Raw genomic sequence first — 22,963 nt, 5'->3', positions numbered from 1 at the left:
CAGATCGCGCAGCGAGTTATGCGGCGCGACCCCGGTGCGAGCATCGCAGCGGAGTCGGCGAATGCCGACCGCCACGGTATGAGCCCCCGCCGGGCGCCGCCTGCCGCGGCGCGAGGCGCAGCGCCTGCGAAACGGGTTTTTCACGCACCGCGCAGAAAAGAGAGCAAGACCTTGAAGGGGCGGGCACTGAGCGGCCACGCCGCCGGCGGACGCCGCGCGGCGCCGGCCCCCGGGCCGTCCTCGACCAAGGCTGGGCGCGGGCCGGCCGGCCGGCGTCCGTCGTCGAGCGCACCCGGCTCACCACCGTGGTGCCTTGCGCCCGAATGCAGGTCGTTGAGGCACCATCGTGGCGCTCAAGTCTTGCATACAAGAGGCATGCAAATTGCATGGTTTGCGGCCATGACCACTGCCACCGAGATCAGCCAGCGCATCCTGGAAGCCGTTCTCGCGCAAAAGCTCGCGCCGGGGACGCGGCTGGGCGAGCAGCCTCTGGCCATGCTGTTCGACTGCAGCCGCACCCTGGTGCGCGAGGGCCTGATGCGGCTGGCCGCGCGCGGCATCGTCACGGTGAGCGCGCGCCGGGGCTGGTACGTGGTCGAGCCCTCGCAGGACGAGGCGCGCGAGGCCTTCGAGGCCCGGCGCGTGATCGAGACCGGCCTGATCCGCCGCGCCGGCACGGTGGACAAGGCCGCCGTCAAACGGCTCAAGGTCCACCTGGGGCGCGAGAAGGCCGCGCTCAAGGGCGGCGACGTGGGGCTGCGCAGCTACCTGCTCGGCGACTTCCACGTCTGCCTGGCCGAATGCCTGGGCAACGGGCTGCTGGCCGACACATTGCGCGATTTCACGGCGCGTACTACGCTGATCGCGATGCGCTACCAGTCCTCGCACGAAGCCACGCAGTCCTGCGACGAGCATGTGCAGATCGTGGCTGCGCTGGAGCGGGGAGACTTCGCCCAAGCCGAGGAACTCATGGACCGCCACATCGGCGCGGTGCAGTCGGCACTCAAGCTGCAGTCGCGCAGCGACCCGCTGGCGCGGTTGCGCGACGCGCTGGCGCCGGTGTCCGGACCGTCTCGCGGCGGCGGTGCGGCACAAGACTTGCATACAAGATCGCGCAAGAGCGGTCGCCGTGGCCAGGCCGGGGATGACCCGGGCCCCGGCCATGAACCCCCTTCCACTTACCTAGGAGCCCTGCTATGAACCTGTTCTCCAAGCGTCACTTCGTCCTCGGCCTGGCCGCCGCGGCCCTGCTCGCCGCCGGCGGTGCCCAGGCCCAGACCGCGCTCGACGACATCCTCAAGGCCAAGAAAATCGTCATCGCGATCCCGACCGACTTCCCGCCCTACGGCTTCGTCGGCACCGATCTCAAGCCGCAGGGCCTGGACATCGACATGGCCAACTACATCGGTGCCAAGCTCGGCGTGGCGGTGGAGCTGGCGCCGGTGACCAGCGCCAACCGCATCGCCTACCTGCAGACCAAGAAGGCCGACCTCGTGATCTCCACGCTAGGCAAGAACCCCGAGCGCGAGAAGGTGATCGACTTCACGGCCGCCTACTCGCCGTTCTTCCAGGCCGTGTTCGCGGCCAAGAGCCTGAACGTCAAGGGCTTCGCCGACCTGGCCGGCAAGAGCGTGGGCGTGACGCGCGGCGCGATCGAGGACCAGGAGCTCAGCAAGCTCGCGCCGGCCGGCGCCGACATCAAGCGCTTCGAGGACAACAACGCCACGGTCTCGGCCTTCGTCTCGGGCCAGGTGCAGCTGATCGCGACCGGCGCCTCGGTGGCCGGCAACATGATGGCCAGGAACCCGCAGCTCGGCACCGAATACAAGCTGCTGCTCAAGGACAGCCCGAACTTCATCGGCGTGGCCAAGGGCGAGGACAAGCTGCGCCTGAAGGTCAACGAGATCATCGCCGGCGCCAAGAAGGCGGGCGACCTCGACCGCATGGCGATGAAGTGGCTGGGCCGCGGCGCCGGCGACCTGCCGCAGTAAGCCCATGGCCATCGAGCTCGACTTTGCCGCCGTCCTCGGCCAGTGGCCGCTGCTGGCCAAGGGCGTGGCCTGGACGCTGGCGCTGACCGCGGTCGCCACCCTGGTCGGCGTGGCGCTGGGCGTGGCCTGCGCCTGGTTGCGCGTGCATGGCCCGGCGGGGGCGCGCTGGGTGGTCGGTGCCTATGTGGAGCTGATCCGCAACACGCCCTTCATCGTGCAGCTGTTCTTCGTGTTCTTCGGGCTGCCGGCGGCCGGCCTCAAGCTCACGCCCGAAGCGGCCTCGGTCATCGCCATGGTGATGAACCTCGGGGCCTATGCAGCCGAAATCGTGCGCGCCGGCATCGTCGCTACGCCGCGCGGGCAGATCGAGGCCGCGATGAGCCTGGCGCTGAGCCGCGCGCAGACCTTCATGCGCGTGGTGTTGCCGCCGGCGCTCAAGCGGGTCTGGCCGGCGCTGGTGAGCCAGATCGTGATCGTCATGCTGGGCTCGGCGGTCTGCGGCCAGATCGCCACCGAGGAGCTCAGCTACGCGGCCAACCTGATCCAGAGCCGCAATTTCCGCGCCTTCGAGGCCTTCATCGTCGCCACGCTGCTGTACCTGGGGCTGTCCGTCGCGCTGCGCCGGCTGCTCAACTGGTTCGGACCGAAGTTCCTGTTCGGGAAATAATATGCCCCCACGCTCACATCCGTTCGCTGCCCCGCTAGGGGGCCAGGCCTCCCTTGGGGCGGCCCGGCAGGAGGCCTAGCCATGGTCGACTTTTCCCTTTGGGACATCCTGCGCAACCTGCTGCTGGCGGCGCGCTGGACCGTCGCCCTGTCGCTGATCGCCTTCGTCGGCGGCGGCCTGGTTGGGGGGCTGTTGCTGGTGCTGCGCCTGTCGGGCGCCCGCGGCGCGGACCGGTTGGTGGGCGGCTACGTGCAGCTGTTCCAGGGCACGCCGCTGCTGATGCAGCTGTTCCTGGCCTATTTCGGCCTGGCGCTGTTCGGCGTGCCCACCTCGGCCTGGGTGGCCGCGACCCTGGCCCTGACGCTCTACACCAGCGCCTTTCTGACCGAGATCTGGCGCGGCTGCGTGAATGCCATCCCGCGCGGCCAGTGGGAGGCCGCGCAAAGCCTGGCCCTGAGCTTCGGCGAGCAGCTGCGCCATGTGGTGCTGCCCCAGGCCGCGCGCATCGCCGTCGCGCCCACCGTGGGATTTCTGGTCCAGGTGGTCAAGGGCACGGCGCTGGCCTCGGTGATCGGCTTCATCGAGCTGACCAAGGCCGGCACCATGATCACCAACGCCACCTTCCGTCCCTTCGTGGTCTACAGCTGCGTGGCCTTGATGTACTTCGCGCTGTGCTTTCCGATCAGCCTGTACGCCAAATCCCTGGAGCGCCGCCTCCACGCGCGCGCTTGAAACAAGAAAGAACCCTCCATGGCACTCGTCGACATCCATGAACTGCGCAAGAGCTTCGGCAGCAACGAGGTGCTCAAGGGCATCACGCTGGCGGTCGAACCGGGCGAGGTGATTGCCATCATCGGCAAGAGCGGCTCGGGCAAGAGCACGCTGCTGCGCTGCATCAACGGGCTCGAGACCTTCCAGTCCGGCGCGCTCACCGTCGACGGCCAGGCACTGCGCCACGACGACCCCAAGGCCATGCGCGCGCTGCGCCAGCGCGTGGGCATGATCTTCCAGAGCTTCAACCTGTTCCCGCACCTCACGGTGGGGCAGAACATCATGCTCGCGCCCAAGCTCGTCAAGGGAAGCGACGCGCGCCAGGCCGAGGACCAGGCGCGCCAGCTGCTCGAGCGCGTGGGCCTGGCCGAGAAGTTCGAGGCCTACGCCGACCAGCTCTCGGGCGGCCAGCAGCAGCGCGTGGCGATTGCGCGCGCCCTGGCCATGGAGCCGGCCGTGCTGCTGTGCGACGAGATCACCAGCGCCCTCGACCCCGAGCTGGTCGGCGAGGTGCTGCGCGTGGTCGAGCGCCTGGCCGAGGAGGGCATGACGCTGCTCATGGTCACGCACGAGATGGGCTTCGCGCGCAAGGTCAGCGACCGCGTGATCTTCATGCACCAGGGCCGGGTGCACGAGATGGGCCCGCCCGAGCAGCTGTTCGGCGCGCCGCAGACGCCCGAGCTCAGGCAGTTCCTGTCCTCGATGGCCTGAGCGCTGGGAGGGCGTCCGGCGCCTACTTCTGCCTGGGCACGCGCCCCAGCAGGTAGAACTCGGGATTCGGCATCATGTTGCTGAACGAGGCCATGCGGTTGGACAGGCCGAAGAAGGCGGTGATGGCGGCGATGTCCCAGATGTCCTCGTCGGAAAAGCCGTGGGCGTGCAGGGCCGTGAAGTCGCCGTCCTCGATCTCGTCGGCCTGCTGGCAGACCTTCATCGCGAAGTCCAGCATGGCGCGCTGGCGCGGCGTGATGTCGGCCTTGCGCCAGTTCACCGCCACCTGGTCGGCGACCAGGGGCTTCTTCTCGTAGATGCGCAGCAGCGCGCCGTGCGCGACCACGCAGTACAGGCAGCGGTTGGCGGCGCTGGTGGCGGTGACGATCATCTCGCGCTCGCCCTTGGTCAAGGAGCCTTCCTCCTTGAGCATCAGCGCGTCGTGGTAGGCGAAGAAGGCGCGCCATTCGGCCGGACGGCGCGCCAGCGCCAGGAACACATTGGGCACGAAGCCGGCTTTTTCCTGCACCTCAAGGATCCTGGCGCGCAGGTCCTCGGGCAGGTCGGCAATGGCGGGGGCAGGGTAGCGGTTCATGGACGTCTCCTGGCGGTTCGGAATCCCTAAGGCTCATTTTGCAGGACGGGATGGCGGCCGTCCGTCCCTCTTCTGTGACAGCGGCGTGAACTGGGCTGGAAATGGTCCGCTTATCCCGATATCCGTCGCAGCCGCTCACCGCATCATTCGAGGCCTTGGACCACGGGCGGCAGGGCCACCCGGTGCATCGCATGCCCGCAGCCGCGGGCGCCCGACATTGGAAGGCAGGCAGGCTTGAACTCTCTTCGGCATTTTCTTCGCGCCACATCGATCGGCATGCGGCTGGGGCTGGGCTTTGGCGTGGTGCTGTTGCTGCTGGCCCTGGCCATGGGCATAGGCCTGCACGGCCTGCACAGCGTCTACCGTGCCGCGACGACGGCGATCGATTCGGACATGCTGCTGGCGCAGAAGGCGGACGAGATCCGCATCCACATCCTGACGGCGCGCCGCTACGAGAAGGACAGCTTCATCAACCTCGATGCCCCCGACCGCTTCGCCTCGTACCGGCAGAAGTGGCGGGAGAACCTGTCCAGCCTCCAGGCGTCCATCGCGTCCACGCGGCAACTCGCGCTGGGCGAGGCGGACCGGCTTGCCCTGGACCGGATCGACGAGGGCCTGCGCCAATACGCCGGCGGTTTCGAGAAGACCGTGGGCATGATAGACAACGGCCTGCTCGGAACGGCGGAGGACGCCAACAAGGCGTTCGAGGCGCACAAGCAGTCGGTGCACGAGATGGAGACGGGCAGCAGCGAGATCAGCCAGCGCGCCGTGCAGGCCGTGCGCTCCATCGCCGAGCCGATTTCGGCGCAGTACCGCCGCACCTCCGGCCTGCTGGTGGGCATCTCGCTGGCCTGCTTCTGCCTCGGGGCCTGGCTGTGCTGGCTGATCGCCCGATCGATCACGCGTCCGATTCACCAGGCCGTGCAGGTGGCGCGTACGGTGGCGGCGGGCGACCTGAGTTCGCGTATCGAGGTGTCCGGCAGCGACGAGACCGGGCAATTGCTGGACGCGCTCAAGGCCATGAACGAAAGCCTGGTCGGCGTGGTCGGCACCGTGCGCAGCAGCGCCCACAGCATCGCCATCGGCTCCGGCCAGATCGCCACCGGCAGCGCCGACCTGAGCCAGCGCACCGAGCAGCAGGCCTCCAGCCTGCAGCAGACGGCGGCCGCCATGGCGCAGCTGGCCGACGCGGTCGAGCACAGCGCCGGTGCCGCCGGCCAGGCGGCGGCGCTCGCCAGCTCGGCCAGCGCGGTCGCGGCGCAAGGGGGCACGGTGATGGGCCAGGTGGTGGCCACCATGTCCGAGATCGCGGACAGCGCCGCGCGAATCCGCGACATCATCGGCGTGATCGACGGCATCGCCTTCCAGACCAATATCCTGGCGCTCAACGCGGCGGTGGAGGCCGCGCGCGCCGGCGAGCAGGGGCGCGGCTTCGCCGTGGTGGCCAGCGAGGTGCGCGGCCTGGCGCAACGCTCGGCGCAGGCGGCCGGGGAGATCAGAGAGCTGATCCATGCCAGCGGGGAGAAGGTCAGTACCGGCTCCAGCCTGGTCAGCGACGCGGGCCTGACCATGAACGACCTCGTGCTGCAGGTGCGCCAGGTGGCGGAGCTGCTCGGCCAGATCAGCGCCGCAGCCAGCGAGCAGACGCGCGACATCGGCGCGGTCAACGCGGCCGTCCGCCAGATCGACCAGGTGACCCAGCACAACGCCGCGCTGGTGGAGGAGAGCGCGGCTGCTTCCGGCAGCCTCAGCGAGCAGGCCGATCGCCTGGTCCAGGCGACGCGTACGTTCAAGCTCGATGCCGGCCAGGCGGCCGAGGCCGGGCTCGAGGGCGACCCCGGCCCGGCGGTCCTGGGCGGGCGCGCCGACCCGGTGCGCGAGCGGGGCGCGCCGGTGCTGGCGCTGCTCGACTGAGGGTCTCAGCCGCCCAGGTAGTCCCGCTTGCCCAGCGGCACGCCCTTGTGGCGCAGCAGGTCGTAGGCCGTGACCACGTGGAAGAAGAAATTGGGCAGGGCGAAGCCCAGCAGGTAGCTCTGGCCGCTGAATTTCAGCTCCCTGTCGCGCAGCTTGAGCGTGATCTCCCTGGCCTCGCAGCCGTCGATCTGCCCGGGCTCAAAGCCCTGCAGGAAGTCCAGCGTCCTGGCGATGCGGTCCTGCAGCTCGGGCAGCGTCTGCTCCTTGTCCTCCCAGCGCGGCGGCTCGACGCCGGCGAGCCGGGCCGCGCAGCCCTTGGCGTTGTCGCTGGCGATCTGGACCTGGTTGGAAAAGGGCAGCATGTCGGGCGCCAGGCGCGCCGCGACGAGTTCGGCCGGGTCCAGGCCGGTGGCGTCGGCGTGGGCGATGGCCTTGTCGAGAATGGCCGACAGGTTGTGCAGCTGGCGCACGAAGACGGGCACGCTGGCCTGGTACATGGAGAGGGTCATGGTGGGGCGGGTGCGAAGTGGGGGAAGCCCGCATGATCCCCGAAAAACCGCTTTCGTGCAGCGCGGGAGCGCCGGACTTAGCCGGCCATGAGCTTGTGCACCAGGTCGGCCGTGGTGCTGGCCCGGTACTTGCGCATCAGGCGTGCGCGATGGATCTCCACCGTGCGGTGGCTGATGGCCAGGGCGCGGCCGATTTCCTTGGAGGTCAGGCCGCCCATCAGGTGGGCCGCCACCTCGCGCTCGCGCGCCGTCAGCTCGGCCTTGACCGGACGGCGCGCGCTCAGGTCCTCGAAGGTCCAGATGCCGGCCTCGTGCGGCGTCTCGCGGTTGAGCGCGCGGCCAGTCACGTGGCACCAGAAGGTCTCCCCTTGGAAACGCCCGCCGACGCGCTTCATCACGCGGTCGTCGGCGTAGACGCCGCGGGCGTTGAGGATGGGCTCGATGCGCGCGCCGGTGCGCTCGTACTCGTCGGCGCTGGGGTAGAGCAGCTGGAAGCTCTGGCCGACCAGTTGCTCGCGCGCGGCGCCGAACATCTCGCACAGGCGCTGGTTGCAGTCCACCATGGTGCGGTTGCTCGACAGCACCAGGCCGATCGGCGCGAGCTCGAAGGCCAGGCGGTAGTCGATGTCGGGCACGGGCATGCCGGGGCGGCTAGGGGTCTCCATTACGAAATACTACCTATGTAATTACGTAGTATCGTTGATGCTCCGAATTTGAGGAGACTTCCGTGAACAAGCTCTTTCCCTCCGCCGCCGAGGCGCTCAGGGGCGTCGTCGCCGATGGCCAGCTGCTGGCTGTAGGCGGCTTCGGCCTGTGCGGCATTCCCGAGGCGCTGATCGACGCGCTGCGCGATTCCGGCGTGAAGAACCTGAGCGTGATTTCCAACAACGCCGGTGTCGACGGCTTCGGCCTCGGCAAGCTGCTGGAGACGCGCCAGATCCGCAAGATGATCTCGTCCTACGTGGGCGAGAACAAGGAATTCGAGCGCCAGTACCTGGCGGGCGAGCTCGAGCTCGAGTTCACGCCCCAGGGCACGCTGGCCGAGAAGCTGCGCGCCGGCGGCGCGGGCATCCCGGCCTTCTTCACCAAGACCGGCGTCGGCACCCTGGTCGCCGAGGGCAAGGAGCTGCGCGAGTTCGACGGCGAGACCTATGTCATGGAGCGCTCCCTGGTGCCCGACGTGGCCCTGATCAAGGCCGACGTGGCCGACCGCTCGGGCAACCTGCGCTTCAACCTGACGGCGCGCAACTTCAACCCGGCCGCGGCCACCGCCGGCAAGATCTGCATCGTCGAGGTCGAGCGCGTGGTCGCCACCGGCGAGCTGGCGCCCGACGACATCCACCTGCCGGGCATCTACGTGCACCGCATCGTGCACAACCCGACGCCGGAAAAGCGCATCGAGAAACGCACCATCACCGAGAAAAAAGGAGGCTGACATGCCCTGGACCCAAGACCAGATGGCCGCGCGCGCGGCCCAGGAACTGCAGGACGGTTTCTACGTGAACCTGGGCATCGGCATCCCGACGCTGGTGGCCAACTTCGTGCCGGACGACAAGGAAGTCTGGCTGCAGTCCGAGAACGGCATGCTGGGCATAGGCCCGTTCCCGACCGAGGACCAGGTCGACGCCGACCTGATCAACGCCGGCAAGCAGACCGTGACCACCATCAAGGGCTCGTCCATCTTCGGCAGCGACCAGTCCTTCGCCATGATCCGTGGCGGCAAGATCAACCTGTCCATCCTGGGCGCCATGCAGGTCAGCGAGAAGGGCGACCTGGCCAACTGGATGATCCCGGGCAAGATGGTCAAGGGCATGGGCGGCGCCATGGACCTGGTGGCCGGCGTCAAGCGCGTGATCGTGCTGATGGAGCATGTGGCGAAGAAGAAGGACGGCACCGAGGACCTCAAGATCCTGCCCCAGTGCACCCTGCCGCTGACCGGTGTGGGCGTGGTCGACCGCATCATCACCGACCTCGGCGTGATGGACGTGACGCCCGAGGGCCTCAAGCTCGTCGAGCTCGCGCCCGGCGTGACGCGCGAGTTCGTCCAGTCCAAGACCGGCGTGACGTTGCTCTGATCCGTCAGGGCTGGCGCGGGCCGGGCTCCCAGCCGCGCGCCAGCATGGCCGTGCGGTGCGCGCGCGAGCTCGGGTGGATCTTCTGGATCGGCGCCTTGGCCACCGACGCGGCCGCGATCGCGTCGACCTCGGCCAGCAGGGCGCGCCCGTCCCAGTCCACCGGCCAGCCGCGCCACAGGCGCAGCCTTCCGGCCACGTGCACCGAAATGATCTGGTCGCGCGCCGCCAGGCGCACCAGCTCCCAGCTGAGGTCCCAGGACGGCCGCATCTCCGGCACGTCCAGGTCCACCAGCAGGAAGTCGGCCGCCAGCCCCGGCGCGATCGCGCCGGTCACCCGGCCCAGGCCCGCCGCGTCGGCGCCGCCGCGCGTGGCGCGGTCCAGCCACAGCCAGCCGCCGCCGCAGGACGAGTCGCCGTTGGCCAGGCCGCTGGTCAGGCGCTGCGCCGTCTCGGCCGCGTCCATCAGGCGGAAGCCGTCGCTGCGCGTGCCGTCCGTGCCCAGGCCGAAGCGTATGCCCAGGGCGGCCATCAGCGTTGCATCTGCCACCGCGTTGCCCTTCCAGGCGCTGGCCACGGGGTTGTAGCTCACGGCCGTGCCCGACTCGCGCAGCAGGTTCAGCTCGTGCGGCGCGAGCAGCGTGGCATGGGCCACCAGGGTCTGGGGCCCCAGCGCACCGGCCCGGTCCAGGTGCTCCAGCGGGCGCAGGCCGCGCGCCACCAGCGAGCGCTCGACCGAGGCCAGGTGCTCGTTGACATGGATCTGGAACACCGCGCCGTGCCGCGCCGCGAGCTGGGAAACCTCGCGCAGCATGGGGTCGCTCGCGGCCTCGGCGATCGGTATCGCGAGCGAGGGGTGGACCAGGCCGTCGGCCGGCCAGGCGCTCAGGAAGCGCTCGGCCCGCGCCAGGATGGCCTCGGGCGGCTGATCGCTGCCCAGGTCGTTGCAGCTCAGGCCCAGCACGCAGCGCAGGCCGGCCTCCTCGGTCGCGCGCGCGATCGCCTCCAGGCCGCTCTGGGCGCGCGTGCCCGCGTCGCAGACCGTGGTGAAGCCGCCGCGCAGCGCCTCCAGCGCCGCCAGCTTGGCCGCGACATGGAGCGCCCGCTCGTCCAGGCTGGACTCGAGCGGCACCCAGATGCGCTTGAAGATCTCGGACGGCTCGCCGAAGGCCAGGGCCTTGCCGAAGGACTGGGTCAGGTGGTGGTGGGCGTCGACGAAGCCCGGCATCAGCAGGGTCTGGGGCAGGTCGAACGCCTGCAGGTGGGGCAGGCTGCGCGCCAGTTCCTCGGCCGGCCCCACGGCCGCGAAGCGGCCGCCGGCCACGTGCACCGCCCAGCCGGCCTGCGGCCCCTCGGGCAGCAGGGTCCAGCGCGGCGCGAGCAGCAGCTCGGGGGCGGAAAGCGGCTGGCGCCAAAGTTCCTGGTTCATGTCATCGCTCCGTTCAGGCTTTGAGGGTTTGCCAGCCGTACCACAGGCCCACGCCGATTAGGCTGGCTGCGAGCAGGCGCCGGACCACGGCCAGAGGCAGGCGCCTGGCGCCCAGCCAGCCGAGCAGCCAGCCCGCGGTCAGGACGGCGCCGACCAGCAGGCCCAGGCGCCAATGCAGCTGGCCCGAGGCCAGGTTGGCGGCCGTGGCCGCGCCCGCGATCGGCAGCTGGATGTACTGCGCCATGGCGATCGCGCTCGCCGTGGGCGCGTGCAGCACCAGCAGCAGCGGGGTCAGCAGCACCGGCCCGCCCGTGCCCGACCAGGCCGAGCCGCAGCCCACGGCCAGGCCCAGCGCGAGTTGGACCGCGGGCCGCTCGAGCCGCCGGGCCGCCTCGGCGCTGGCGGCGGCATGGGGCCGCAGCAGCGCCAGCAGGCCCGACAGCACGGCCAGCGCCGCCACCACCAGGCGCACGGCGGTGGTCGGCAGGGCGTCCAGCGTGAGCGCGCCCAGGCCGGCGCCGGCGATCGCGCCCAGGCCCAGCGGGGCCAGGCGCAGCCGCGCCATGTCCGGGCTGGTGCGGCAGGCGACGAAGGCGGCGACGGCCGGCAGCAGAAAGCCCAGGTTGGCCGCCGCGATGGCTTCGGGCACCGGGACCTGGTCGGCCACGGTCAGCGCCGGCACGACCACGATGCCGCCTATGCTGGTCGCGCCCAGGGCCAGGCCCGCCAGCGCCACCAGCAGGATTGCCAGGCTGCTCATGGTCTGCGGACCCCGGGCCGGCGCTTCACTCGACCTTGATGCCGGCCGACGCGATCACGCGGCCGAACACCTGTTTCTCGCGCGCCAGGTAGGCGGCGAACTGGGCCGGGCCCATCTGCAACGGCTTGAGGCCGGCGTCGTCCATCTTCTTGATGACCTCGGGCTCGGCCGTGATCGCGGCGATCTCGCGCGCCAGGCGGTCGCGGATGGCCGGGTCCAGCGACGCGGGTGCCAGCAGGCCGAACCAGGACTCGATGTCCATGTCCTTGAACTCGGCCGACTCGGACAGGCTGGGCACGCCGGGCAGCGAGGGCCAGCGGGCCTTGGAGGTCACGCCGTAGGCCTTGACGCGCCCGTCCTTGACGAAGGCCTGGGCCAGCGAGACCGGCAGCACGGCCAGGTCGATCTGCTTGCCGGCCAGCTCGGTCAGCACCTGGGGACCGGCCTTGTAGGGCACGTGGGTCACGTCGATGCCGGCGCTCTGCTTGACCAGCTCCATGCTCACGTGCATGGAGGTGCCCACGCCGTCGGTGCCGTAGTTGAGCTTGCCGGGCTGGCTGCGCGCCAGCTTGACCAGCTCGCTGGTGGTGTTGGCCGCGAGCGCCGGGCTGCCGATCAGCACGAAGGGGGCGACGCCGACCGGCGCGATCGGCACGAGTTCCTTGAGCGCGTCGTACTTGACCGTGCCGGGCGTGACCTGCGGCGCCACGGTGATCGGGCTGGCCACGGCGAACAGCAGGGTCTGGCCATCGGGCTTGGCGCGGATCGCGCGCTGCGTGCCTATGGTGCCGGCCGCGCCCGGCACGTTCTCCACCACCACCGGTTGCTTGAGGCGCTCGGCCAGCCGCTGGGTGACGATGCGTGCCGCCACGTCCACGCTGCCGCCGGGGGCGAAGGGCACGATCACCGTGACCGGGCCGCTGGGGTAGGCGCCTTGCGCGATACTGGCGCCGGCCCCCGAGAGGGCGACTGCGGCCAGCAGGGAGAGGATCAGCGAAAAGGGTTTGAACATGCTTCGCTCCTTGGCGATGGGTGAGGTAACAAACACCGCGCGACTTTCGTCGTCACGGTACAGTCTACTTGTTATAACAAGTTAAATCAAACAAGCGAGTTTCATGCCAAAAACGAGGAAACCGTCCGAAACGCCGCCCGCCGAGGCGCCGGGGGTCTTGCCGCTCTACGCCGTGCTGCGCGAGCGGCTCAAGGCCCAGATCCTGGAGGGGCGGTTGCGGCCCGGCGAGCGCCTGCCCTCGGAGAGCGAGCTGACCCAGGCCCATGGCGTCAGCCGCATCACGGTGCGTCAGGCGTTGAACGACCTGCAGAAGGAGGGCCTGCTGGTCAAGGCGCACGGCAAGGGCAGCTTCGTCGCCCAGCCCGCCGTGGCCCTGGACCTGACCCGGCTGCGTGGCCTGGCCGAGTCCCTCGGTGGTGCGGGGCGCACCATCCACACGCAGATCCTCTCGCTCGGCCATGTGCCTGCACCGCAAGAGGTCGCGCGCGCCTTCCAGCTCGCGCCGGGCGAACTGGTGACCGAGCTGCAGACCCTGCGCTACCTGAACCGCGAGCCCCTGGTGCTGAGCCGCTCCTGGATGCCGCGCGCCTACGGCGACCGCCTCTCCAAGGCCGATCTCGCGCACCGCGACGTGCTCGACATCTACGAGCATGACCTCGGCGTGGCCGTCGGCAAGGCCGACGTGACCCTGGGCGCGACCAATGCCGACGCCGAGCGCCACGCGCGCCTGGGCGTGGCGCCCGGGGCCGCTCTGGTGCTCATGGAGCGCACGGTCTACAGCCGCGCGGGCGATGCCGTGCACCTGGAGAAAAGCGCCTACCGCGCCGACCGCTTCAGCTACAGCCTGACGCTGGAGCGCGGCGCCGGCTGAAAAGTCTCGGCGCCGGGCTTTCCAAAAGGAGGGAAAGCTCTAGAATGACTGGATAAATAAACAGTTGTTCGGAGTGCCCCATGCCCGCCATGTCCCCGCGCTTGCGCCAGGCGCAGCCCCCCGTGGTGCTGCCCCATGTCTGGCGCGGCGAGGCGCTGGCCGGGGCCGGGGGCGCCGTCCTGCCCAGCGGCCATGCCGCGCTCGACGCCCAGCTGCCCGGCGGCGGCTGGCCGCTGGGCGCCATGGTCGAGCTGCTGCAGCCGCAGCCCCAGGCCCCTGTCTGGCAGCTGCTGCTGCCGGGGCTGGCGCGGCAGCTGCGCGAGCAGGCCGGCCCGGCGGTGCTGGTCGGCCCGCCCTGCGAGCCCTTCGGCCCCAGCCTGCGCGCCCAGGGCCTGCCGGGCGAGCGCCTGCTCTGGGTGCGCAGCGAGCCGCCCGCGGCCCGGCTCTGGGCGGCCGAGCAGGCCCTGCGCTGCGCCGAGGTGTCGGCTGTGCTGGCCTGGCTGCCCCAGGCCCGCAGCGCCGAGCTGCGGCGCCTGCAGCTGGCCGCGCAGCAGCAGGGCCGGCTGCTGTTCGTGCTGCGCGGCGCCCAGGCGCGGCACGAGGCCTCGCCGGCGCCGCTGCGCCTGTGGCTCGAGGGCTGGGACAGCCTCGAGGTGCACATCCTCAAGCGGCGCGGTCCGCCGCTCGAGGCGCCGGTGCGGCTGCCGGCCCAGGCGCCGCGCGTGGCGGCGCTGCTGGCCGCCTGGCGCCTGCGCGAAGCCGCGGGGGAGGAGGCCGGCCATGGACTGGGTCGCCCTGTCGCCGCCCGAGCCTGAGCGCAGCGCCTGGGGCTGGTGGGCCCTGCGCTTCACGCCGCGCGTGGCCTGGCTGGACGAGGCCCTGCTGCTCGAGGTCTCGGCCTCCGAGCGGCTGTGGGGCGGCCGCCGGCGGCTGCTGCGCGAACTGCTCGAGGCCCATCCCTTCGAGGCCCGCCCCGAGCATGCGCAGGGCGCCACTTCGCGGCTGGCCCTGGCCCGGCTGCGGCTGCTGCGCCGCGGCGAGGTCGCGCCGCCCCAGCCCGACCTGCTGCCGCTGGACACGCTGAGCGCGGCCCTGCCGCACCTGGACACGCTGGCCCGCGCCGGCTGCCGCCGCTGGGGGCAGCTGCGCGCCTTGCCGCGCGGCGGCGTGGCCAGGCGCTTCGGCGCCGCGCTGCTCGAGGCGCTCGACGCCGCCTACGGCGAGCGGCCCGAGACCCATGCCTGGCTCACCCTGCCCGAGCATTTCGACGCCGGGCTCGAGCTGCCCGCGCTGGCGGCCAGCGCGCCCGAGCTGATGTGGGCCGCCCAGCGCCTGCTGGCGCAGCTGCAGGCCTGGCTGCAGGCACGCCAGCGCGGCGTGCTCGCGCTCGAGCTCGAATGGACGCTGGACCTGAGGCGCCTGGACGGTGCGGACCTGCCCCCGCACGAGCGGCTGGCCCTGCGCACGGCCCGGCCCACGCAGGACCTTGCGCACCTGCGCCGCCTGCTGGGCGAGCACCTGGCGCGCGCCACCCTCTCGGCCCCGGCCAACCAGCTGCGCCTGCGCTCGCTCGAGACCGCGCCCTGGGCCGGCGCCAGCGCCAGCCTGCTGCCCGAGGACCGCTTCCAGGGCGAGCCCCTGCACCAGCTGGTGGAGCGGCTCAGCGCGCGGCTGGGCGCGCACCAGGTGGTGCTGCCGCTGGCCCGGTCCGACCACCGGCCCGAGCGCATGCAGTGCTGGGTGCCGGCGCAGCAGCCAGGCCCCAAGCCGGGCGGCACGCCCGTGCCGCTGGCCGCCGACGCGCTCTACCCGCCCTGGCTGCTGCCCCGGCCCCTGCCGCTGGCGCTGCGCGACGGCGTGCCGCAGCACGGCGGCCATCCCCTGCTGCGGCTCGCGCGCCCCCACCGCGTGGAAACCGCCTGGTGGGAGGAGGGCGGGCCGGCGCTGCGCGACTATTTCCTGGCCCGCAGCGAAGCCGCCGGCCTGGTCTGGATCTACCGCGAGCGGCCGCTGGCCCAGGCACGGGAGGTCCCACAGGTCCGCTGGTACCTGCAGGGGCTCTATGGCTGAGGACGCGCTGCCCCGCTATGCCGAGCTGTACTGCCTGAGCAACTTCAGCTTCCAGCGCGGCGCCTCGCATCCGCGGGAGCTGGTGGCGCGCGCCTGCGAGCTCGGCTACACCGCCCTGGCCCTGACCGACGAATGCTCGGTGGCCGGCGCGGTGCGGGCCTGGTCGGCGCTCAAGGATCTGCCGCGGCCTTTTCGGCTGCTGTACGGCAGCATGTTCGACCTCGGCGAGGCCTGCCTGGTCGTGATCGCGCGCGACCTGCGGGGCTGGGGCGGTCTGTGCGAGTTCATCACTGCCGCGCGCAGGACGGCGCCCAAGGGCGAGTACCGCGTGGGCTGGGAGCACAGCGATTTCAGCCTGCTCGCGGGCTGCGAGGTCCTCTTGGTCCCCCGGCACGCGGACGGCGAGGTGCCTGAGCTGCAGGCGCTGCTGCGGCGGCTGCGCTGGGCCAGGGCCCTCTGGGGCGATTCGCTCTGGCTCGCCGTCGAGCTGCTGCACCGCCAGGGCGACGAGCTGTGGCTGGCCGCGCTGCGCCAGGCGGGCCGGCTGGCCGGCGTGTCCCTGGTCGCGGCCGGCGGCGTGCACATGCATCAGCGCTCGCGCAAGCCGCTGCAGGATGTGATCACGGCCGTGCGCCTGGGCCGGCCGGTCCAGGACTGCGGCCAGGCGCTGCAGGCCAGCGCCGAGCGGCATCTGCGCTCGCGCCGGCGCCTGGCCCAGGCCTACCCGCCCGAGCTGCTGGCCCGCACGCTGGAGGTGGTGCGGCGCTGCGAGTTCGATCTCTCGCAGATCCGCTACGACTACCCGCTCGAGACCGTGCCACCGGGCCTCACGCCCGCCCAGGGCCTGCGCCAGCTGACGCTGGCCGGGGCGCGCGAGCGCTACCCCGAAGGCGTGCCCGACAAGGTGCAGGCGCTGCTCGAGAAAGAGCTGGCGCTGATCGCCGAATGCCGCTACGAGATGTTCTTCCTCACGGTGCACGACATCGTGCGCTTCGCGCGCAGCCGGCGCATCCTCTGCCAGGGCCGCGGCTCGGCGGCCAACTCGGTGGTCTGCTATTGCCTGGGCATCACCGCCATGGACCCCATGGACTCCGAGCCGCTGCTCGAGCGCTTCATCAGCAAGGAGCGCAGGAACGAGCCGCCCGACATCGACGTCGACTTCGAGCACGAGCGGCGCGAGGAGGTCATCCAGTACATCTACGGCAAGTACGGCCGCGAGCGCGCCGCCATCGCCGCCGTGGTCATCGGCTACCGCACGCGCAGCGCGATCCGCGACGTGGGCAAGGCGCTGGGCGTGGCCGAGGCGCTGGTCGATGCCTTCGCCAAGGACCATGCCTGGTTCGACGAGGACCTGGGCGCACACCGCCTGCACGCGCTGGCCCAGCAGGCCGGCGTGGCGCTCGAGGATCACCGGGCCCGGCTGTGGCTGGAACTGGCGTGCGAGCTGATCGGCTTTCCGCGCCACCTGAGCCAGCATGTGGGCGGCTTCGTGCTGACCCAGACCCGGCTCACCCGCCTGGTGCCGGTGGAGAACGCGAGCATGAAGGAGCGTTCGGTCATCCAGTGGGACAAGGACGACCTCGAGGCGCTGGGCCTGATGAAGGTCGACGTGCTGGCCCTGGGCATGCTCAGCGCCCTGCGGCGCTGCCTGGACCTGCGCAACGCCCTGCGCGGCGGCGCCTGGGGCCTGCACGACATTCCGCAGGGCGACCCTCGGACCTACGAGATGATCTGCCGCGCCGACACCGTGGGCGTGTTCCAGATCGAGAGCCGGGCCCAGATGTCCATGCTGCCGCGCCTCAGGCCGCGCCGCTTCTACGACCTGGTGGTCGAGGTCGCCATCGTGCGGCCCGGACCCATCCAGGGCGGCATGGTCCACCCCTACCTCAAGGCGCGCGAGCGCGTGCGCCAAGGCCGGCCCATCGTCTACGAAAAGCCCGCCCTCGAGCCGGCGCTGGCGCGCACCCTGGGCGTGCCCATCTTCCAGGAGCAGGTGATGCAGATCTCCATGCTCGCGGCCGGCTTCACGGCCTCGGAGGCCGACGCCCTGCGCCGCGCCATGGCGGCCTGGAAGCGCAAGGGCGGGGTGGACAAGTTCCGCGGCCCCCTGATCGACGGCATGCTCAAGAACGGCTACCGCCGCGAGTTCGCCGAGGCCATCTTCCAGCAGATCCTGGGCTTCGGCGAATACGGCTTTCCCGAAAGCCATGCCTACAGCTTCGCCCTGCTGGCCTATGCCAGCAGCTGGCTCAAGTGCCACGAGCCCGAGTGCTTCCTCGCGGCCCTGCTCGACTCGCAGCCCATGGGTTTCTACCCGCCCGCGCAGCTGATCCAGGACGCGCGGCGCCATGGCGTCACGGTGCTGCCGGCCGACGTTTCGCACAGCGACTGGGACTGCACGCTGGCGGAAGGGGCGGCCGTCAGTGAGGTGCGCAGTGCGGCGCGGCCCGCCGTGCGCCTGGGCCTGCGCCTGGTCGGCGGCCTGGCCGAGGCCGACGCAAGGCGGATCGCGCAGGCGCGGGCCCAGGCCGCGTTCGCGGACACCGAAGACCTGGCGCTGCGCGCCGGCCTCGGCAGCCAGGCGCTCAAGGCCCTGGCCGCGGCCGATGCGCTGCACTCGCTATCGGGTCACCGGCGCCAGCAGGTCTGGGACGCCGCCGCGCTGCGGCGCGCGCCGGCCCTGCTGCGCGAGGCGCCGGTGCAGGAGGCGCCGCTGGCCCTGCAGGCCGCGCCCGAGGGCGAGGAGATCCTGTTCGACTACGCCGCCATGCAGCTGACGCTGCGCCGCCACCCGCTGGCCCTGCTGCGCCCGCGCCTGTCGCGCATGGGGCTGCTCAGCGCCGGGCAGCTGCAGGACCTGCCCCATGGCCGGCGTGCCTCGGCCTGCGGCCTGGTCACCGTGCGCCAGCGGCCGCAGACCGCCAAGGGCACGGTCTTCGTCACGCTGGAGGACGAGACCGGCCCGCTCAACGTGATCGTCTGGCCCCGGGTGCAGGAGCGCCAGCGCGAGGTGCTCTTGCATGCGCGCCTGCTGGCCGTGCGCGGGCTGTGGCAGAGCGACGCCAGCGGCGTGCGCCACCTGCTGGCCGAGCGCCTGAGCGACCTCACACCGCTGCTGGGGCGGCTGGCCCAGATCGGCTTGCACAGCCGGGATTTTCATTGAGCACGGCGGGAAGGGCAGGCAAAAGGGCGCAAAAAAGCCCGCGCTGAGCGGGCTGCGGCTGATGGTGAGCTGTGGTGCCTACTTGGTGGAGCTCCTGCGCTTGACTCCAATGACGAAAGCAGAGACAAGACCGACAACCGTAGTGCCTCCGACAATGCCGGCGACAGCATCGTGACCGGCCATGGCCAAGCTATAGCAGGCGTAAAGCGCACCGGTGCCGATGACAAGTCCTGCAATCATGCCCAGGATGCGCTCGACGAACACCATGGTGTTTACGCGCTTCACCTCGGACCGACGGAAATTGCCTTCCTTGGAGGTTTCTTCGAATACCCAGTCAACGCGCTCAGGATGCACCTCCTTCAGACGCTCGATCTGGGCTATCGGCAGGATCGGTGAGTCCGTTTCCTGCTCGGATAGCGTGATGTGCTGTTCCTTATTGCGAAGCTGCGCTGTGGTCGATCTTGCCATGGCTGTGCCGAGTCAATTCCTTGTCGGCCTTCTTCTTCAGATCGCGCCCGACGGTGACAAAACCGCCTGCTATGTTTTTTGCGTCCATGCGCCGGTCTCCGACTTGCGGATAGCGGTACTGAGGTGCTGAGCCGAGAGCATTGATCACCTGCCCGACACCAGCAAGGATGTTCAGTAGATGGTTCATCGCTTACTCCAGTAGGACGCCGCTAAATGGCCCCCGTCCCAAGCAATCATACACGCCATCTGTTAAGACCTCTGAACCCCCCACAAGGTGTTCCACCAGGGTTTCCTCATGGAGAGAGCAGACTGCGCGCACGCCTTTGCTGAGGCGATGCCGGTGTGCCAACGGTCACGAGCAGTTGCGTTATCACTTTGCTGCGGCGCGGTGTCCACCGCCTTCAGCCCCCCGGGCAGTTGCAGGGCCTGCCCCATGGCCGGCGCGCGTCGGCCTGCGGCCTGGTCACCGTGCGCCAGCGGCCGCAGACCGCCAAGGGCACGATCTTCGTCACGCTGGAGGACGAGACCGGCCCGCTCAACGTGATCGTCTGGCCCTGGGGTGGTTTGCTGCTGTATTCATTTTTGTTTATATTGAATGCAGCCAACTGCGAAAGGACTGTGCCATGACCCGAGCGACGACCACGACCATGACGGTCCGCCTCAGCGGAACCCTCAGCGAGTTCGTCGCCGCGAACGTGGGTGAGCATGGCGCCTACGAGAACGTCAGCGAGTACATCCGGGACCTGATCCGCCGCGACAAGGAACGCGCGGAGAAGGAAGCCTTTGACAGGCTCAAGGCCGAGTTGGCCCATGCGTATGCGGCCCCAGAATCATCGTACAAGCCGTTGACGGCAGCCGACGTGATCGCGCGCAACCGGACCTGAGGGCATGGCCAAGGCCCGTGTCCGCGTTCAAGAAGCGGCTTCCTATCGGCTCGACGACATCTATCGCTACACGCGGGATCGCTGGGGTGAGCAACAGGCCGACCGCTACATCACCGGCTTGTTCGAGGCGTTCGAGGGTATCGAGACCCGCGAGACGCCATCGAGGCCCATCCCGGCCGAGTTCGGCATCGAGGGTTACTTTTTTCGGTATGAGCGGCACCTCGTCTATTGGCGCAGGCTCTCGAACGGCGACATCGGCATCGTGACGCTCCTGCACGAGCGGATGCACCAGATCGATCGTTTTCGAGAGGACTTCGGCTTGTGAAGGTGTTCCGACCGTCACGTCGGCATCTGGTGGCCAATGTCCATGATGTGTCTGATCCTGCCGTTTGCTGTCAGGAAGTCCGGCTGGTCGTCTATGCGCGGGAACGGCCACTTCCGGTCATCCGTGCCTAAAAAAACCAGCCGCCAACGGTCGGTTTCAAGGTACAGCAGACCTAGCTCGGGGTCAGTGTTCGGAGGTGCATTCTTTGAAGCGGTCACTCAGGCCGGCTAACGTCGCAGGCAATTCCGGATGAACGTGTGAACCTTTCCGGACGATGAATCTGGGATGTCGATTTTATAGCCGACAAATACGGGAGCGTCGCGTGCGCGTTGCATGGCGTGCCCCACGGATGAACTAGAAGCGATCGCTAATGACTGCTCAGACGTTAGAGAGAACACAGTATAAATTTCGTTTCCGGTAGCGCTAATCCGTGCAGGCTCAGGCAAGGGAAGAGTCTTACCATCGGCAAGCAGCGAGTGAAACCATCCGCCACTGGCGATGCTACTGGCCATTTCCGCGCCGGCCTGATAGTGCGACTGAAAAAGAATTCGATTGGCATAGCAGAGAAAAATGGCTTTTCCCTGACCATAAACGGTGTCTTGCACGCCACGCAGATATTGAGCTCCCTCCATGACTTCGATTGACCATACCGGTTTTTTTCGGCCGTTATTAACCACGTTAAGTCCCGTCAACTCCACTTTGCTGAGAATCCGAATCTTGTCCTTTCCTTCTTGAACCATGAGATCAAACAGGCCAGGATCAACTTCCATGTCACGAATGAAGGTACCGATTGCGGCCGACATGATCTGCGCGGCATCCAAATCGTTTTGATTTGATCCGGAACGGCGCGAAAATCGGTGGACACCATATTCAGAATCACTGCTGGCGTATCGATAGACACCTCCGAGAAACGCAAGAGCGCAGGCGCTATAACACACACCGGGCACGCTTTTCCATCTTGGCATGCTAGGAATTGAAATCGACGGCACCTGCATGAGACCACCGATGTGCGTATTTGCACCCGCTTCGCGAATTATCCGACCTATATCCATCCCCGCCAACAGATTACCGCCCGGCGAGTTGATATAGACATCCGCGCCGTCCGCACCCGTCTTGCTCAATGCCGCAGCAACTCGTGCAGGATCGTCTGCATCAATTTCACCATCGAGCACTACGTACCAGGAACTATTATTCATTAGCACTCTGAGCCAATCCGGTCGTTCCACGCGAATTGTCAAAGCGCCAGGGTATGCCGCGGTTGAAAAGACAAACGCAGCAGTGACGATAATCTGAACAAGTCGTCTCATATGTCACACATTTAAAAGCGGGACTCTCGCACTTTGGGATACAGCGCCTTAACCGGAGAGAGTCTAGCGACGTTGCCGTAACGTATCAAATCCAAACGCGCCAAGGTGAATTTGGCGGCGATGTCGGTTCGGGGCCGCGCTGACGCTGTCGTAGGCTTTTGAGGGACACGCGCGCGTACTTCTGTGCTGCATCGAGGTTCGGCATCCGGCCCGGAGCGGGCCACCACAGGCTTCTGTCAGGAAGCAGACCGTTGCTCCGGGTAACTCCGAATCCAAGCCTCGAGGCCGGTCCAAGCTGCTGCGGAATCACCCCGAGTTCGCCGCATCGGGCGCGGCCGGTTGAAATGCGAAATCCGACGGGCACCTCACGTCGTGAGAGGCGGCGAAAATCCCCCAGGGTCGCGCTGCTGGGGGCGTTCACACACCTGCCGCCAAGCCTGCTACACTGCTATTACGGCGCCCGCCAGAGCTTCGAGCGGCTCAAACAAGGCCTCTGTTCCCCTTGCAATCCCAGTGACCAATCGTGCGGCTTCGCATGCGCAGGGTCGGAATCGCTCGAGACCCCGCGCAATACTCGGAGTACACGTCATGGCACACCTATCCGCCATTGCCTTTGCTGTTCGTCAAGCGGTATCGGCTCAGGGCATCTCACTCTCCACTGGCCACGCCCAGCAGCTTGTCGCTGCGGCGCTCGGTCACAACAATCTCGCATCCTACCAGGCGTCCGGAGACGACGCCGGGCTACCGAAAGCGGCCGACATCGTCTTAGACCCGGAGCGGTTGCGGGCACGAGCATCTGAGCTCGGACACGACGGCGGCGCGTTTGCGCAGGCGCTGACTACTGCTCTGCAGGCGCGCTTTCCGGATGCTGAACTCTACGATGATCACGAAGCCTGGCTGATGGATGTCCAGGACCACTTCGAGCGGGTGATCGTCGATGAAGATTTGGTCAACTCCCAAGTGGCGATGACTAATGGTACCTTCCCGCGCACAGATGTCGAACTGCCGTGGTGGGACGCACTAGACGAGTACGACGGCGACGACCTGAGCTTGGACTTCGAGGGCCTCGTAACGGTCGACCAGGATGAAGACCGTGTTTACTGGGGGCACGAAATCGAGGTGCGCGCCACCCTGACGGTCGAGCGCTTTGGCCGACGCCTGTTCAGTTGTCGCCGCGTCGATGTGGAGCACGCAAAGCTGCGGTGGCTGGGCAAGCCGAACGAGTCGCTCGACTAGACAGAACCGAACGATGGGAAAACCGAGCACGACACCAAGCTGTGCTCGGCAGGCACGGCTCTAGGCGAGAGTAAAGGCCTGAGGGAGGGGCGCAATCTAGGGAAACGCTGATCAATTAGGCCCGAATCCTGCATGCATAGAACGCCATGAAGCACCGCCCGCAACCGTCCCAGCAGCTGAGCTTTGCCAGCTACGAATTTGCGCAGAA

Annotated in this window: 25 protein-coding genes; 16 read left to right on the top strand and 9 right to left on the bottom strand. The window is 68.9% G+C overall.

Going from position 1 to position 22,963, the window contains the following annotated elements; translation table 11 throughout:
• Nucleotides 1-399: 399 nt before the first annotated feature.
• The 5 genes from FFS10_RS13690 (at nucleotide 400) to FFS10_RS13670 (ending at nucleotide 4,140) form a co-directional block, all read left to right on the top strand.
• Nucleotides 400-1,200 carry a GntR family transcriptional regulator gene (locus FFS10_RS13690; protein WP_137895024.1) on the top strand — a complete coding sequence of 267 codons (801 nt, stop codon included), beginning with the start codon at nucleotides 400-402 and terminating at the stop codon, nucleotides 1,198-1,200.
• Nucleotides 1,197-1,991, top strand: coding sequence for a transporter substrate-binding domain-containing protein (locus tag FFS10_RS13685; protein WP_137895023.1), 795 nt, complete (start codon nucleotides 1,197-1,199; stop codon nucleotides 1,989-1,991). The genes FFS10_RS13690 and FFS10_RS13685 overlap by 4 nt, the downstream gene beginning before the upstream one ends.
• Nucleotides 1,992-1,995: 4 nt before the next feature.
• Nucleotides 1,996-2,658 carry an amino acid ABC transporter permease gene (locus tag FFS10_RS13680; protein ID WP_137895022.1) on the top strand — a complete coding sequence of 221 codons (663 nt, stop codon included), beginning with the start codon at nucleotides 1,996-1,998 and terminating at the stop codon, nucleotides 2,656-2,658.
• 81 nt (nucleotides 2,659-2,739) lie between these two features.
• The gene (locus FFS10_RS13675; protein ID WP_137895021.1) at nucleotides 2,740-3,390 is read left to right on the top strand and encodes an amino acid ABC transporter permease; all 651 of its coding nucleotides are present in this window, start codon (nucleotides 2,740-2,742) and stop codon (nucleotides 3,388-3,390) included.
• Nucleotides 3,391-3,408: 18 nt separating this feature from the next.
• Complete coding sequence (locus tag FFS10_RS13670; RefSeq protein ID WP_137895020.1) at nucleotides 3,409-4,140, top strand: amino acid ABC transporter ATP-binding protein; 732 nt, start codon at nucleotides 3,409-3,411, stop codon at nucleotides 4,138-4,140.
• Between the two features lie 22 nt (nucleotides 4,141-4,162).
• Here the strand turns inward: FFS10_RS13670 and FFS10_RS13665 are convergent, their stop codons facing one another.
• A complete protein-coding gene (locus FFS10_RS13665; protein WP_137895019.1) occupies nucleotides 4,163-4,735 on the bottom strand; it encodes a peroxidase-related enzyme in 573 nt (190 codons plus the stop codon).
• Nucleotides 4,736-5,011: 276 nt separating this feature from the next.
• On the opposite strand from FFS10_RS13665, the gene FFS10_RS13660 reads away from it, so the two are divergent.
• Nucleotides 5,012-6,649, top strand: a complete 1,638-nt coding sequence (locus FFS10_RS13660) for a methyl-accepting chemotaxis protein (RefSeq protein ID WP_249931290.1) — start codon at nucleotides 5,012-5,014, stop codon at nucleotides 6,647-6,649.
• Between the two features lie 5 nt (nucleotides 6,650-6,654).
• Here FFS10_RS13660 and FFS10_RS13655 read toward each other — a convergent pair whose 3' ends face one another.
• Both FFS10_RS13655 and FFS10_RS13650 read right to left on the bottom strand, forming a co-directional pair.
• A complete protein-coding gene (locus FFS10_RS13655) occupies nucleotides 6,655-7,158 on the bottom strand; it encodes a DUF1993 domain-containing protein (protein ID WP_137895018.1) in 504 nt (167 codons plus the stop codon).
• A 77-nt stretch (nucleotides 7,159-7,235) separates the two neighbouring features.
• The gene (locus tag FFS10_RS13650) at nucleotides 7,236-7,799 is read right to left on the bottom strand and encodes a PAS and helix-turn-helix domain-containing protein (RefSeq protein ID WP_137895055.1); all 564 of its coding nucleotides are present in this window, start codon (nucleotides 7,797-7,799) and stop codon (nucleotides 7,236-7,238) included.
• A gap of 86 nt (nucleotides 7,800-7,885) precedes the next feature.
• Between FFS10_RS13650 and FFS10_RS13645 the strand changes: the two genes are divergently transcribed.
• Nucleotides 7,886-8,593: a CoA transferase subunit A gene (locus FFS10_RS13645; protein WP_137895017.1), complete on the top strand. Its 708-nt coding sequence runs from the start codon at nucleotides 7,886-7,888 to the stop codon at nucleotides 8,591-8,593.
• 1 nt (nucleotide 8,594) lies between these two features.
• Nucleotides 8,595-9,233, top strand: coding sequence for a CoA transferase subunit B (locus FFS10_RS13640; RefSeq protein WP_137895016.1), 639 nt, complete (start codon nucleotides 8,595-8,597; stop codon nucleotides 9,231-9,233).
• A 4-nt stretch (nucleotides 9,234-9,237) separates the two neighbouring features.
• On the opposite strand, the gene FFS10_RS13635 is transcribed toward FFS10_RS13640, so the two are convergent.
• From FFS10_RS13635 to FFS10_RS13625, 3 genes are read right to left on the bottom strand one after another with little or no spacing between them, the layout of a single operon-like run.
• Nucleotides 9,238-10,659 carry an amidohydrolase family protein gene (locus FFS10_RS13635; protein ID WP_137895015.1) on the bottom strand — a complete coding sequence of 474 codons (1,422 nt, stop codon included), beginning with the start codon at nucleotides 10,657-10,659 and terminating at the stop codon, nucleotides 9,238-9,240.
• Nucleotides 10,660-10,672: 13 nt separating this feature from the next.
• Nucleotides 10,673-11,419: a sulfite exporter TauE/SafE family protein gene (locus tag FFS10_RS13630; protein ID WP_137895014.1), complete on the bottom strand. Its 747-nt coding sequence runs from the start codon at nucleotides 11,417-11,419 to the stop codon at nucleotides 10,673-10,675.
• 25 nt (nucleotides 11,420-11,444) lie between these two features.
• A complete protein-coding gene (locus FFS10_RS13625) occupies nucleotides 11,445-12,431 on the bottom strand; it encodes a Bug family tripartite tricarboxylate transporter substrate binding protein (protein WP_137895013.1) in 987 nt (328 codons plus the stop codon).
• Nucleotides 12,432-12,534: 103 nt separating this feature from the next.
• Between FFS10_RS13625 and FFS10_RS13620 the strand changes: the two genes are divergently transcribed.
• From FFS10_RS13620 to FFS10_RS13605, 4 genes are all read left to right on the top strand, one after another.
• Nucleotides 12,535-13,302: a GntR family transcriptional regulator gene (locus FFS10_RS13620; RefSeq protein WP_137895012.1), complete on the top strand. Its 768-nt coding sequence runs from the start codon at nucleotides 12,535-12,537 to the stop codon at nucleotides 13,300-13,302.
• A gap of 89 nt (nucleotides 13,303-13,391) precedes the next feature.
• Nucleotides 13,392-14,117 (top strand): translesion DNA synthesis-associated protein ImuA, encoded by a 726-nt coding sequence (gene imuA, locus FFS10_RS13615; RefSeq protein WP_137895054.1) that lies wholly within the window; start codon nucleotides 13,392-13,394, stop codon nucleotides 14,115-14,117.
• Nucleotides 14,083-15,372, top strand: a complete 1,290-nt coding sequence (locus FFS10_RS13610) for a DNA polymerase Y subunit UmuC family protein (RefSeq protein WP_212744132.1) — start codon at nucleotides 14,083-14,085, stop codon at nucleotides 15,370-15,372. Before imuA ends, FFS10_RS13610 begins: the two co-directional genes overlap by 35 nt.
• On the top strand, nucleotides 15,365-18,535 hold the full coding sequence (locus FFS10_RS13605) for an error-prone DNA polymerase (RefSeq protein WP_137895011.1): 3,171 nt from the start codon (nucleotides 15,365-15,367) through the stop codon (nucleotides 18,533-18,535). The genes FFS10_RS13610 and FFS10_RS13605 overlap by 8 nt, the downstream gene beginning before the upstream one ends.
• A 78-nt stretch (nucleotides 18,536-18,613) precedes the next feature.
• Here the strand turns inward: FFS10_RS13605 and FFS10_RS13600 are convergent, their stop codons facing one another.
• Nucleotides 18,614-19,003 carry a hypothetical protein gene (locus FFS10_RS13600; RefSeq protein ID WP_137895010.1) on the bottom strand — a complete coding sequence of 130 codons (390 nt, stop codon included), beginning with the start codon at nucleotides 19,001-19,003 and terminating at the stop codon, nucleotides 18,614-18,616.
• Nucleotides 18,969-19,190, bottom strand: coding sequence for a hypothetical protein (locus FFS10_RS13595; protein WP_137895009.1), 222 nt, complete (start codon nucleotides 19,188-19,190; stop codon nucleotides 18,969-18,971). Before FFS10_RS13595 ends, FFS10_RS13600 begins: the two co-directional genes overlap by 35 nt.
• 155 nt (nucleotides 19,191-19,345) lie before the next feature.
• On the opposite strand from FFS10_RS13595, the gene FFS10_RS13590 reads away from it, so the two are divergent.
• The 3 genes from FFS10_RS13590 to FFS10_RS13580 are packed head-to-tail and all read left to right on the top strand — an operon-like array spanning nucleotide 19,346 to nucleotide 20,212.
• Nucleotides 19,346-19,630, top strand: coding sequence for a hypothetical protein (locus FFS10_RS13590; RefSeq protein WP_137895008.1), 285 nt, complete (start codon nucleotides 19,346-19,348; stop codon nucleotides 19,628-19,630).
• The gene (locus tag FFS10_RS13585) at nucleotides 19,627-19,887 is read left to right on the top strand and encodes a ribbon-helix-helix domain-containing protein (RefSeq protein ID WP_137895007.1); all 261 of its coding nucleotides are present in this window, start codon (nucleotides 19,627-19,629) and stop codon (nucleotides 19,885-19,887) included. The genes FFS10_RS13590 and FFS10_RS13585 overlap by 4 nt, the downstream gene beginning before the upstream one ends.
• A 4-nt stretch (nucleotides 19,888-19,891) precedes the next feature.
• Nucleotides 19,892-20,212, top strand: a complete 321-nt coding sequence (locus FFS10_RS13580) for a type II toxin-antitoxin system RelE/ParE family toxin (RefSeq protein ID WP_137895006.1) — start codon at nucleotides 19,892-19,894, stop codon at nucleotides 20,210-20,212.
• Between the two features lie 227 nt (nucleotides 20,213-20,439).
• Here the strand turns inward: FFS10_RS13580 and FFS10_RS13575 are convergent, their stop codons facing one another.
• Entirely contained in the window at nucleotides 20,440-21,408 is a 969-nt protein-coding gene (locus FFS10_RS13575; protein ID WP_249931288.1) for a COG3904 family protein, read from the bottom strand.
• A 699-nt stretch (nucleotides 21,409-22,107) separates the two neighbouring features.
• Here FFS10_RS13575 and FFS10_RS13570 point away from each other — a divergent pair.
• Nucleotides 22,108-22,755, top strand: coding sequence for a hypothetical protein (locus tag FFS10_RS13570; protein WP_137895005.1), 648 nt, complete (start codon nucleotides 22,108-22,110; stop codon nucleotides 22,753-22,755).
• Nucleotides 22,756-22,963: the final 208 nt, after the last annotated feature.

It is taken from the genome of Ramlibacter sp. 2FC, from assembly GCF_005503345.1.
Taxonomy (GTDB): Bacteria; Pseudomonadota; Gammaproteobacteria; order Burkholderiales; family Burkholderiaceae_C; genus SCMQ01.
This window is presented reverse-complemented; position numbering and strand designations above follow the sequence as displayed.

Bases quoted from the DNA above. Each gene is read 5' to 3' on its own strand.
- imuA (WP_137895054.1), top strand. From the start codon at position 13,392: ATGTCCCCGCGCTTGCGCCAGGCGCAGCCCCCCGTGGTGCTGCCCCAT.
- FFS10_RS13585 (WP_137895007.1), top strand. From the start codon at position 19,627: ATGACCCGAGCGACGACCACGACCATGACGGTCCGCCTCAGCGGAACC.
- FFS10_RS13580 (WP_137895006.1), top strand. From the start codon at position 19,892: ATGGCCAAGGCCCGTGTCCGCGTTCAAGAAGCGGCTTCCTATCGGCTC.
- FFS10_RS13660 (WP_249931290.1), top strand. From the start codon at position 5,012: ATGCGGCTGGGGCTGGGCTTTGGCGTGGTGCTGTTGCTGCTGGCCCTG.
- FFS10_RS13655 (WP_137895018.1), bottom strand. From the start codon at position 7,158: ATGACCCTCTCCATGTACCAGGCCAGCGTGCCCGTCTTCGTGCGCCAG.
- FFS10_RS13620 (WP_137895012.1), top strand. From the start codon at position 12,535: ATGCCAAAAACGAGGAAACCGTCCGAAACGCCGCCCGCCGAGGCGCCG.
- FFS10_RS13610 (WP_212744132.1), top strand. From the start codon at position 14,083: ATGGACTGGGTCGCCCTGTCGCCGCCCGAGCCTGAGCGCAGCGCCTGG.
- FFS10_RS13605 (WP_137895011.1), top strand. From the start codon at position 15,365: ATGGCTGAGGACGCGCTGCCCCGCTATGCCGAGCTGTACTGCCTGAGC.
- FFS10_RS13630 (WP_137895014.1), bottom strand. From the start codon at position 11,419: ATGAGCAGCCTGGCAATCCTGCTGGTGGCGCTGGCGGGCCTGGCCCTG.
- FFS10_RS13680 (WP_137895022.1), top strand. From the start codon at position 1,996: ATGGCCATCGAGCTCGACTTTGCCGCCGTCCTCGGCCAGTGGCCGCTG.
- FFS10_RS13570 (WP_137895005.1), top strand. From the start codon at position 22,108: ATGGCACACCTATCCGCCATTGCCTTTGCTGTTCGTCAAGCGGTATCG.
- FFS10_RS13625 (WP_137895013.1), bottom strand. From the start codon at position 12,431: ATGTTCAAACCCTTTTCGCTGATCCTCTCCCTGCTGGCCGCAGTCGCC.
- FFS10_RS13670 (WP_137895020.1), top strand. From the start codon at position 3,409: ATGGCACTCGTCGACATCCATGAACTGCGCAAGAGCTTCGGCAGCAAC.
- FFS10_RS13600 (WP_137895010.1), bottom strand. From the start codon at position 19,003: ATGGCAAGATCGACCACAGCGCAGCTTCGCAATAAGGAACAGCACATC.
- FFS10_RS13650 (WP_137895055.1), bottom strand. From the start codon at position 7,799: ATGCCCGTGCCCGACATCGACTACCGCCTGGCCTTCGAGCTCGCGCCG.
- FFS10_RS13685 (WP_137895023.1), top strand. From the start codon at position 1,197: ATGAACCTGTTCTCCAAGCGTCACTTCGTCCTCGGCCTGGCCGCCGCG.
- FFS10_RS13640 (WP_137895016.1), top strand. From the start codon at position 8,595: ATGCCCTGGACCCAAGACCAGATGGCCGCGCGCGCGGCCCAGGAACTG.
- FFS10_RS13665 (WP_137895019.1), bottom strand. From the start codon at position 4,735: ATGAACCGCTACCCTGCCCCCGCCATTGCCGACCTGCCCGAGGACCTG.
- FFS10_RS13690 (WP_137895024.1), top strand. From the start codon at position 400: ATGACCACTGCCACCGAGATCAGCCAGCGCATCCTGGAAGCCGTTCTC.
- FFS10_RS13575 (WP_249931288.1), bottom strand. From the start codon at position 21,408: ATGAATAATAGTTCCTGGTACGTAGTGCTCGATGGTGAAATTGATGCA.
- FFS10_RS13675 (WP_137895021.1), top strand. From the start codon at position 2,740: ATGGTCGACTTTTCCCTTTGGGACATCCTGCGCAACCTGCTGCTGGCG.
- FFS10_RS13595 (WP_137895009.1), bottom strand. From the start codon at position 19,190: ATGAACCATCTACTGAACATCCTTGCTGGTGTCGGGCAGGTGATCAAT.
- FFS10_RS13635 (WP_137895015.1), bottom strand. From the start codon at position 10,659: ATGAACCAGGAACTTTGGCGCCAGCCGCTTTCCGCCCCCGAGCTGCTG.